General features: G+C 50.1%; 6 protein-coding genes and 1 pseudogene. 5 read left to right on the forward strand and 2 right to left on the reverse strand.

All coding sequences use genetic code 11. The annotated features are described in order from the left end of the window. Positions 1-142 (reverse strand): annotated as a pseudogene (gene yjdI / locus ACUU1I_RS18335) (4Fe-4S mono-cluster protein YjdI); the annotation flags it as partial. Between the two features lie 180 nt (positions 143-322). Here yjdI and ACUU1I_RS18340 point away from each other — a divergent pair. The 5 genes from ACUU1I_RS18340 (at position 323) to ACUU1I_RS18360 (ending at position 7,051) form a co-directional block, all read left to right on the forward strand. Continuing rightward, positions 323-1,954, forward strand: a complete 1,632-nt coding sequence (locus ACUU1I_RS18340) for a sensor histidine kinase (protein WP_001216446.1) — start codon at positions 323-325, stop codon at positions 1,952-1,954. Next, positions 1,951-2,670 (forward strand): two-component system response regulator DcuR, encoded by a 720-nt coding sequence (gene dcuR, locus ACUU1I_RS18345; protein WP_000611280.1) that lies wholly within the window; start codon positions 1,951-1,953, stop codon positions 2,668-2,670. Before ACUU1I_RS18340 ends, dcuR begins: the two co-directional genes overlap by 4 nt. A gap of 570 nt (positions 2,671-3,240) precedes the next feature. Beyond that, entirely contained in the window at positions 3,241-4,581 is a 1,341-nt protein-coding gene (gene dcuB / locus ACUU1I_RS18350; protein WP_000899511.1) for an anaerobic C4-dicarboxylate transporter DcuB, read from the forward strand. A 77-nt stretch (positions 4,582-4,658) separates the two neighbouring features. Further along, complete coding sequence (gene fumB, locus ACUU1I_RS18355) at positions 4,659-6,305, forward strand: class I fumarate hydratase (RefSeq protein ID WP_000066708.1); 1,647 nt, start codon at positions 4,659-4,661, stop codon at positions 6,303-6,305. A 116-nt stretch (positions 6,306-6,421) separates the two neighbouring features. Next, positions 6,422-7,051, forward strand: a complete 630-nt coding sequence (locus ACUU1I_RS18360; RefSeq protein ID WP_000198728.1) for a DUF2238 domain-containing protein — start codon at positions 6,422-6,424, stop codon at positions 7,049-7,051. 138 nt (positions 7,052-7,189) lie between these two features. Here ACUU1I_RS18360 and ACUU1I_RS18365 read toward each other — a convergent pair. Next, a partial coding sequence (locus tag ACUU1I_RS18365; protein WP_181679967.1) for an MFS transporter occupies positions 7,190-7,857 on the reverse strand: 668 nt, incomplete at its 5' end.

The raw sequence follows: 7,857 nt of genomic DNA on the forward strand, positions 1-7,857 counted from the left end.
ACGACTTTCGTTTGAGATTAAATAACTTGCCGTTGCCACGTACGCAATTGCCAGAATGCTGACATATCGCAGTGTTGAAATAGACATCGATCTTTTCGCCGGTATAACAGCGATAACCCCCGTCCAGTAGCGCCTGATCCATGACCTTCCCTCTCTCATCAGTATGATTATCGCTATAAGCATAGCCCCGGAATCTTCATACAGCACTGGCAGTTTCCGTTGCCAGAGTCTCTTCCCCTATATAGCCAATCATTTTTACTCCCTTTGAATTACCCGCCTCATCAGAGATAATGCTTAAGAAATTTGTCACACAAGGAAGCTGATGAGACATTCATTGCCCTACCACATATTACGCAAACGTCCGATGAAATTGAGTACCACTGTGATCTTAATGGTCAGCGCGGTACTGTTCTCGGTGCTATTGGTGGTGCATCTGATTTACTTCTCGCAAATCAGTGATATGACGCGAGACGGGCTGGCCAACAAGGCACTGGCAGTGGCGCGTACCCTCGCCGACTCGCCGGAAATCCGTCAGGGCTTGCAGAAAAAACCGCAGGAGAGTGGCATCCAGGCCATCGCGGAAGCCGTGCGCAAACGCAACGATCTGCTGTTTATTGTCGTTACCGATATGCAAAGTCTTCGCTACTCACATCCTGAAGCCCAGCGTATTGGTCAGCCATTTAAAGGTGATGACATCCTTAATGCGCTGAATGGCGAAGAAAATGTCGCTATCAATCGCGGTTTTCTGGCGCAGGCTTTACGCGTATTTACCCCCATCTACGATGAAAATCATAAACAAATTGGCGTGGTGGCGATCGGCCTTGAGTTAAGCCGCGTGACCCAACAGATCAATGACAGTCGCTGGAGCATTATCTGGTCGGTATTATTTGGCATGCTGGTCGGACTGATTGGCACCTGCATTCTGGTTAAGGTACTGAAAAAAATCCTTTTCGGCCTGGAACCCTACGAAATCTCCACGCTGTTTGAGCAACGCCAGGCCATGTTGCAGTCTATCAAAGAAGGCGTCGTTGCCGTGGACGATCGCGGCGAGGTCACGCTGATCAACGATGCCGCACAAGAATTGCTGAATTACCGTAAGTCGCAGGACGATGAGAAACTGTCGACGCTCAGCCACTCATGGTCACAGGTGGTAGATGTCTCGGAAGTGTTACGCGACGGTACGCCGCGCCGCGACGAAGAGATTACGATTAAAGACCGGCTATTACTGATCAACACCGTTCCGGTGCGCAGTAATGGCGTTATCATCGGTGCCATTTCAACCTTCAGGGACAAAACTGAAGTTCGTAAACTGATGCAGCGACTCGACGGTCTGGTCAACTATGCTGACGCACTTCGTGAACGATCCCACGAATTTATGAATAAATTGCATGTGATTCTCGGATTATTGCATCTGAAGAGTTATAAGCAGTTGGAAGATTACATTCTCAAAACAGCCAATAACTATCAGGAAGAGATTGGCTCTCTGCTGGGTAAGATCAAATCTCCGGTTATCGCTGGTTTTTTAATCAGCAAGATTAACCGCGCGACCGATTTAGGCCATACGCTGATTTTAAACAGTGAAAGCCAGCTGCCAGACAGCGGCAGTGAGGACCAGGTCGCGACGCTGATTACCACATTGGGAAATCTGATAGAAAACGCGCTGGAAGCATTAGGGCCGGAACCCGGTGGCGAAATTAGCGTAACATTGCACTACCGTCACGGCTGGCTGCACTGCGAAGTTAACGATGATGGACCGGGGATCGCACCCGACAAAATCGATCACATTTTTGACAAAGGTGTCTCGACAAAAGGAAGCGAGCGAGGCGTCGGTTTAGCACTTGTCAAACAACAGGTAGAAAATCTCGGCGGCAGCATCGCCGTGGAATCGGAACCGGGGATTTTCACACAATTTTTTGTCCAGATACCCTGGGACGGGGAGAGGTCGAACAGATGATCAATGTATTAATTATCGATGACGACGCAATGGTCGCGGAGCTGAATCGCCGATACGTAGCACAAATCCCAGGCTTTCAATGCTGTGGAACAGCCTCGACGCTGGAGAAAGCCAAAGAGATTATCTTCAATAGCGATGCGCCTATCGACCTGATATTGCTCGATATCTATATGCAAAAAGAGAACGGGCTCGATTTACTGCCTGTCCTGCATAACGCGCGTTGCAAAAGTGATGTGATTGTCATCTCCTCCGCAGCCGATGCGGCAACCATTAAAGATTCGCTGCATTACGGTGTCGTGGATTACCTGATCAAACCCTTCCAGGCTTCCCGCTTTGAAGAGGCGCTCACCGGCTGGCGGCAAAAGAAAATGGCGCTGGAAAAACATCAGTATTATGACCAGGCCGAGCTTGATCAGCTAATCCACGGCAGCAGCTCCAACGAACAGGATCCTCGTCGCTTGCCAAAAGGCTTAACGCCGCAGACGTTACGCACGCTGTGCCAGTGGATTGACGCGCATCAGGACTATGACTTTTCAACCGACGAGCTGGCTAACGAGGTTAACATCTCGCGTGTTTCCTGCCGAAAATACCTCATCTGGCTGGTCAACTGCCACATCTTGTTCACCAGTATCCATTATGGCGTCACGGGGCGTCCGGTTTACCGTTACCGTATTCAGGCAGAACACTACTCACTGCTGAAACAATATTGCCAATAACGGATCGCTGGTTATCTGTAAGTAATAATTATTACCGTAATGCAAAATACCCCTGGCACAAGTTACATCGTTAATCAGTAAAACTTGTGCCAGATCAAATATAATTATCCCTCCATCATCGTTAAAAATTAATATCTCTTCAGATGAACGGTGTTTTTAATTTCAAAACGATAACAAAAGTTAATTAACTATTATGTCACCCGCATTATGTGTATTTTTACCCACAAATGGGTAGATCAGATTAATCTATAAACCTAATGATATCTGCCCTGAGAACAAAAAATAGACCGATAAATATCAATAAGATAACAGCAAACAAAACATTAACATCTGCGCAGTACAAACTATAAACCCATCGCCAGAGAGTTTTTCTCTCTGAAAAAGCCGCTTATCACAGTGCATAAATTTGCCGCTGCTTTAATCAGCCAATATTCACTGTGAGGTATTTGCTAAAGCCGGTAACGACCAAACGGATATTTAGTCAGGCTCTGAAAACAGTTCATACAAAACAGAACGTGACTGTGATCTATTCAGCAAAAATTTAAATAGGATTATCGCGAGGGTTCACACATGTTATTTACTATCCAACTTATCATAATACTAATATGTCTGTTTTATGGTGCCAGAAAGGGTGGTATCGCGCTGGGTTTATTAGGCGGTATCGGTCTGGTCATTCTGGTCTTCGTCTTCCACCTTCAGCTAGGTAAACCACCAGTTGATGTCATGCTGGTTATCATTGCGGTGGTGGCGGCATCGGCGACCTTGCAAGCTTCGGGCGGTCTTGATGTCATGCTGCAAATTGCCGAGAAGCTGCTGCGCCGCAACCCGAAATATGTCTCAATTGTCGCGCCGTTTGTGACCTGTACACTGACCATTCTTTGCGGTACGGGTCATGTGGTTTACACCATTCTGCCGATCATCTACGACGTCGCCATTAAGAACAACATCCGTCCGGAACGTCCGATGGCGGCAAGTTCTATCGGTGCACAGATGGGGATTATCGCCAGTCCGGTGTCGGTTGCGGTCGTGTCTCTGGTTGCGATGCTGGGTAATGTAACCTTTGATGGTCGCCATCTTGAGTTCCTCGATCTGCTGGCAATCACCATTCCATCGACGTTAATCGGTATCCTGGCGATCGGTATCTTCAGCTGGTTCCGCGGTAAAGATCTGGATAAAGACGAAGAGTTCCAGAAATTCATCTCCGTACCGGAAAACCGTGAGTATGTTTACGGTGATACCGCGACGCTGCTGGATAAAAAACTGCCGAAAAGCAACTGGCTGGCAATGTGGATTTTCCTCGGGGCAATCGCTGTAGTCGCCCTTCTTGGTGCTGATTCGGACCTGCGTCCATCCTTCGGCGGCAAACCGCTGTCGATGGTACTGGTTATTCAGATGTTTATGCTGCTGACCGGGGCGCTGATTATTATCCTGACCAAAACCAATCCCGCGTCTATCTCAAAAAACGAAGTCTTCCGTTCCGGTATGATCGCCATCGTGGCGGTGTACGGTATCGCATGGATGGCAGAAACCATGTTCGGTGCGCATATGTCTGAAATTCAGGGCGTACTGGGTGAAATGGTGAAAGAGTATCCGTGGGCGTATGCCATTGTTCTGCTGCTGGTTTCCAAGTTTGTAAACTCTCAGGCTGCGGCGCTGGCGGCGATTGTTCCGGTCGCGCTGGCGATCGGCGTTGATCCGGCATACATCGTGGCTTCAGCACCGGCTTGCTACGGTTATTACATCCTGCCGACTTATCCGAGCGATCTGGCAGCGATTCAGTTTGACCGTTCCGGCACCACCCACATCGGTCGCTTCGTCATCAACCACAGTTTTATTCTGCCGGGGTTGATTGGTGTGAGCGTATCGTGCGTCTTCGGCTGGATCTTCGCCGCGATGTACGGGTTCTTATAAATGCACTTTGCGTGCCGCCCGTGACTACGCGGCACGCCATTTTCGAATAACAAATACAGAGTTACAGGCTGGAAGCTATGTCAAACAAACCCTTTATCTACCAGGCACCTTTCCCGATGGGGAAAGACAATACCGAATACTATCTACTCACTTCCGATTACGTTAGCGTTGCCGACTTCGACGGCGAAACCATCCTGAAAGTGGAACCAGAAGCCCTGACCCTGCTGGCGCAGCAAGCCTTTCACGACGCTTCTTTCATGCTCCGTCCGGCACACCAGAAACAGGTTGCGGCTATTCTTCACGATCCAGAAGCCAGCGAAAACGACAAGTACGTGGCACTGCAATTCTTAAGAAACTCCGAAATCGCCGCCAAAGGCGTGCTGCCGACCTGCCAGGATACCGGCACCGCGGTCATCGTCGGTAAAAAAGGCCAGCGCGTGTGGACCGGTGGCGGTGATGAAGAAGCGCTGTCGAAAGGCGTCTATAACACCTATATCGAAGATAACCTGCGCTACTCGCAAAACGCGGCGCTGGACATGTACAAAGAGGTCAACACCGGCACTAACCTGCCTGCGCAAATCGACCTGTACGCGGTAGATGGCGATGAGTACAAATTCCTTTGCGTTGCGAAAGGCGGCGGCTCTGCCAACAAAACGTATCTCTACCAGGAAACCAAAGCCCTGCTGACTCCCGGCAAACTGAAAAACTTCCTCGTCGAGAAAATGCGTACCCTCGGTACTGCAGCCTGCCCGCCGTACCATATCGCGTTTGTGATTGGCGGTACGTCTGCGGAAACCAACCTGAAAACCGTCAAATTAGCAAGCGCTCACTATTACGATGAACTGCCGACGGAAGGGAACGAACATGGTCAGGCGTTCCGCGATGTCCAGCTGGAACAGGAACTGCTGGAAGAGGCCCAGAAACTCGGTCTTGGCGCGCAGTTTGGCGGTAAATACTTCGCGCACGACATTCGCGTTATCCGTCTGCCACGTCACGGCGCATCCTGCCCGGTAGGCATGGGCGTCTCCTGCTCCGCTGACCGTAACATTAAAGCGAAAATCAACCGCGAAGGTATCTGGATCGAAAAACTGGAACACAATCTAGGTCAGTACATTCCACAAGAACTGCGTCAGGCCGGTGAAGGCGAAGCGGTGAAGGTCGACCTTAACCGCCCGATGAAAGAGATCCTCGCCCAGCTTTCGCAATATCCGGTTTCCACTCGTTTGTCGCTCACTGGCACCATTATTGTGGGTCGAGATATTGCACACGCCAAGCTGAAAGAGCTGATTGACGCCGGTAAAGAACTTCCGCAGTACATCAAAGATCACCCGATCTACTACGCGGGTCCGGCGAAAACCCCTGCCGGTTATCCATCAGGTTCACTTGGCCCAACCACCGCAGGTCGTATGGACTCCTATGTGGATCTGCTGCAATCCCACGGCGGCAGCATGATCATGCTGGCGAAAGGCAACCGCAGCCAGCAGGTTACCGACGCGTGTCATAAACACGGCGGCTTCTACCTCGGTAGCATCGGCGGTCCGGCGGCGGTACTGGCGCAGCAGAGCATCAAGCATCTGGAATGCGTCGCTTATCCGGAGCTGGGTATGGAAGCTATCTGGAAAATTGAAGTAGAAGATTTCCCGGCGTTTATCCTGGTCGATGACAAAGGTAACGACTTCTTCCAGCAAATCGTCAACAAACAGTGCGCGAACTGCACTAAGTAACCTCTTCGGCCCAGCACCTGGCAGCATGCTGCCAGGTGCTGGGCCACCTCTTTTGCGATTGTAATTTCATGCTTGCTGGTGAATAGTCAGTATTTTCCCTGACTTGCGAACTCACCATGACCCGCACACTCAAGCCGTTAATTCTTAACACCGGCGCACTGGCGCTAACGTTAATCCTGATTTATACCGGCATTTCGGCCCATGACAAACTCACCTGGCTGCTGGAAGTGACACCGGTGATTATCGTCGTGCCGCTACTACTTGCCACCGCCAGACGTTACCCGTTAACGCTGCTGCTCTATACGCTCATCTTCTTTCACGCCATCATCCTGATGGTAGGCGGGCAGTACACCTACGCGAAAGTCCCCGTTGGTTTTGAGGTGCAGGAATGGCTGGGGTTGAGTCGTAATCCGTATGACAAGCTGGGGCACTTTTTCCAGGGGCTGGTGCCTGCACTGGTGGCACGAGAAATTCTCGTTCGCGGGATGTACGTGCGCGGACGTAAAATGGTGGCGTTTCTGGTCTGTTGCGTGGCGCTGGCGATAAGCGCGATGTATGAATTAATCGAGTGGTGGGCGGCACTGGCGATGGGCCAGGGAGCGGATGATTTTCTCGGTACCCAGGGCGACCAGTGGGACACGCAATCCGATATGTTCTGCGCGCTGCTTGGCGCATTAACGACAGTGATATTGCTCGCTCGCTTTCATTGCCGCCAGCTACGGCGCTATGGCTTGATAACCGGATAACAACGTGCACTTTGTTGATGCCGGATGCGGCGTGAATTCCTTATCCGGTCTACAAAATTTGCAAATCCAAAGCATTACATTAAGACGTGGCCTGATAAACATATCGCATCAGGCCATTTTCGTTAGCTATTGTCCACGTCAGGCTTTCACATCACTCACTGCACCGACCGGAATATCAGCATGAACAGGCTCGGGCGGTACTTTGCGATATTTATCCAGCAGATGAATCTGGATCCTGCGCAGCGTGTCGCCATTGAGGCGATAGAAACGGAAGTAGAGAATCAGCGTTACCATGAAAAACAGAGTCGGTAGAGCAATCATAATAAACTGCATACCTAATAGGGCTTGCGTAGACTGTTCAACATTCGGTACATAGCCAATCATCCCTAACACAACCGCAATGAAAAAAGCCGCAAAGGCTGAACCGCCCTTCACCACCATAGTCTGCACGGAGTAAGCGATGCTTTCACAGCGTACGTGCAGTTTATATTCACCGTAATCAACGGTATCTGCCACCATGATGACCTGTAATACCCAGAAAAGCGCCGTTCCCACATTCAGCAAAATACCCGCAATCACAATGAGGACGACGTTGTGATAGCTCATTAATGCCATTAACAGGAGAACACCACAGCTTAACACCGGAAGAATAGATGCTCCGGCCCATAAAATGCGTCGGGATAATGATTTAACTAAGCGTGGGAAGAATACTAACGTCACCAGGTTAGCAGCTCCCGCATACGACAGATAATAGGGGAACAAATCCGCATCACCGATAACATATGAGAAATAATAGATAGCAAATC

Source organism: Shigella sp. SIG3 (genome assembly GCF_053555855.1).

Coding starts and splice junctions, on each gene's coding strand:
- ACUU1I_RS18340 (WP_001216446.1), top strand. CDS start 323: ATGAGACATTCATTGCCCTACCACATATTACGCAAACGTCCGATGAAA.
- dcuR (WP_000611280.1), top strand. CDS start 1,951: ATGATCAATGTATTAATTATCGATGACGACGCAATGGTCGCGGAGCTG.
- dcuB (WP_000899511.1), top strand. CDS start 3,241: ATGTTATTTACTATCCAACTTATCATAATACTAATATGTCTGTTTTAT.
- fumB (WP_000066708.1), top strand. CDS start 4,659: ATGTCAAACAAACCCTTTATCTACCAGGCACCTTTCCCGATGGGGAAA.
- ACUU1I_RS18360 (WP_000198728.1), top strand. CDS start 6,422: ATGACCCGCACACTCAAGCCGTTAATTCTTAACACCGGCGCACTGGCG.